Consider the following 2,208-nt stretch of genomic DNA (forward strand, 5'->3'; position numbering starts at 1 on the left):
GGAGGCGGCGAAGGCCGCGCAGGCCGCCCCGGCCTCCGCCGCTCCGGCAGCGGCTGCCGCCCCCAAGGCGCCGACCGTCCCGTCGGTGTCGCCGCTGCGCGGCACGACGGAGAAGGCCAGCCGCCTGCGCCAGATCATCGCCGAACGCATGGTGGAGGCCCTGCACACGCAGGCCCAGCTCACCACGGTCGTCGAGGTCGACGTCACCAAGGTCGCCCGCCTGCGGGCGCGCGCCAAGGACGACTTCAAGGCGCGCGAGGGCGTCAACCTCACGTTCCTGCCGTTCTTCGTGCAGGCCGCGATCGAGTCCCTCAAGGCGTTCCCGAAGATCAACGGCGTGCTCGAGGGCAACCAGATCACGTACCACGGCCAGGAGAACGTGGCGATCGCCGTCGACACCGAGCGCGGCCTGCTCACGCCGGTGATCCGCGACGCGGGCGACCTCAACCTCGCCGGCATCGCGCGCAAGATCGCCGACCTCGCCGCACGCACCCGTGCCAACAAGGTCACGCCGGACGAGCTGTCGGGCGCGACCTTCACGGTGACGAACACGGGTTCCGGCGGTGCGCTGATCGACACCCCGATCGTGCCGACCGGCACGTCGGCGATCCTCGGCACCGGCGCGATCGTCAAGCGGCCCGTCGTCGTCAAGGACGCGGACGGCGAGGAGGTCATCGCGATCCGGTCGATGTGCTACCTCTGCCTGTCGTACGACCACCGCCTGGTCGACGGCGCGGACGCGTCGCGGTACCTGTCCGCGGTCAAGGCCCGCATCGAGGAGGGCGCGTTCGAGGCCGAGGTCGGCCTCTGACGCTCGTCGCCTGACGACGGCCCGGGTCCCCTGCGGACCCGGGCCGTCGTCGTCTCCCGCGCAGCGCCGTCCGGTGAGGAGCGGGCCCGCCCGGGCCTCGTCCGGCCGGGTGCGGCACCTGCGCCTAGGGTGACCGGCATGGACGTGGTCGTCGCGGGTGCCAGCGGGTTCATCGGGAGCGCGCTGGTGCCGGCGCTGCGGGCCGAGGGGCACCGCGTGCGCGTGCTCGTCCGTCGGGACGCGGGCGGACCCGACGAGATCCCGTGGGACCCGTCGGCCGGACGGCTCGACCCGCACGACCTCGCCGGCACCGACGCCGTGATCGACCTCGCGGGCGTCAACGCGGGGTCCCGGCCCCTCACCCCCGCACGCAAGCGCGCCGTCGTGCAGTCGCGCACGGACACCGCCGGGCTGCTCGCCCGCACGCTCGCCGCGCACGACGACGGTCCGCGGGTGCTGCTGCAGGCGTCCGGGATCGGCGCCTACGGCGACCGGGGCGACACCGTGCTCGACGAGCACGAGCCGCTCGGGACGACGTTCTTCGCGGGCGTCGTCCGGCAGTGGGAGGCGGCGACCGCACCCGCGCAGGAGGCCGGGGTGCGCGTCGTGCTGCTGCGCACGGGCATCGTCCTCGCACCGCACGGTGGCGCGCTCGGCAGGCTCCTGCCGCTCGTGCGGCTCGGCGTCGGCGGGCGGCTCGGCTCCGGGCGGCAGTTCTGGCCGTGGATCACGCTCGTCGACGAGGTCCGGGCGATCGCGCACCTGCTGACGACCGACGTGCACGGGCCCGTCAACCTCGTCGCGGCGGCCGACCGGAACGTCGACGTCGTGAAGGCGCTCGCGGCCGCGGTGCACCGTCCCGCGGTCGTCCCCGTCCCCGCGTGGGCGTTGCGGCTCGCGCTGCAGGACTTCTCGTCCGAGGTGCTCGGGTCCATCCGCGCCGAACCCGCGGCGCTCACCGCGAGCGGGTTCCGCCCGGTGCACGCCGACCTGACGTCCGCGGCGGCCTGGGTCGCCGCCGGCTGACGCCTCACGCGTCCGCGACGTCCCATACGCGCCACCCGTCTGCGGTCCAGCGCAGCGTCAGCACGACGGTCCGCGCCGACGCCGCCGGCACCGCCGTGGACACGCCGGACGCGTCGACGCGCGTGTAGCCCGACATCGCGGACGTGACCCGCACCGCCGCCTCCGCGCCGGGGGTGGGCTCGCCGGCGGTGTCACCGCCGACGACGGTCGCCTCCTGCACGTCGACCGCGAGCCCCTCGACCCGGTCCCCCGCGAGAGCTTTGACGAGCCGCAGGTCGGCACGGTGCGCGGGCCCGTCGGGGACCTCGACGTCGACGAGCCGCCCCGCGTCGCCGGCGGCGACGTGCTGGGCGCGGAGCCGCGTGAGGTCG

At 75.5% G+C, this 2,208-nt stretch carries 3 protein-coding genes; 2 read left to right on the forward strand and 1 reads right to left on the reverse strand.

What is annotated here, in order from left to right; translation table 11 throughout:
* Both HGA02_RS17100 and HGA02_RS17105 read left to right on the forward strand, forming a co-directional pair.
* Window positions 1–811, forward strand: an 811-nt coding sequence (locus HGA02_RS17100) for a 2-oxo acid dehydrogenase subunit E2 (protein ID WP_210728740.1), incomplete at its 5' end; no start/stop codon positions are given.
* A gap of 138 nt (window positions 812–949) precedes the next feature.
* Window positions 950–1,837 (forward strand): TIGR01777 family oxidoreductase, encoded by an 888-nt coding sequence (locus HGA02_RS17105; protein ID WP_168680382.1) that lies wholly within the window; start codon window positions 950–952, stop codon window positions 1,835–1,837.
* Between the two features lie 4 nt (window positions 1,838–1,841).
* On the opposite strand, the gene HGA02_RS17110 is transcribed toward HGA02_RS17105, so the two are convergent.
* Window positions 1,842–2,208 (reverse strand): hypothetical protein (locus HGA02_RS17110; protein WP_168680384.1); only part of this gene is annotated, 367 nt, incomplete at its 5' end.

Origin of the sequence: Cellulomonas septica (assembly GCF_012396155.1) — a bacterium.
Classification (GTDB): Bacteria; Actinomycetota; Actinomycetes; order Actinomycetales; family Cellulomonadaceae; genus Cellulomonas; species Cellulomonas septica.

Bases quoted from the DNA above. Each gene is read 5' to 3' on its own strand.
- HGA02_RS17105 (WP_168680382.1), top strand. From the start codon at position 950: ATGGACGTGGTCGTCGCGGGTGCCAGCGGGTTCATCGGGAGCGCGCTG.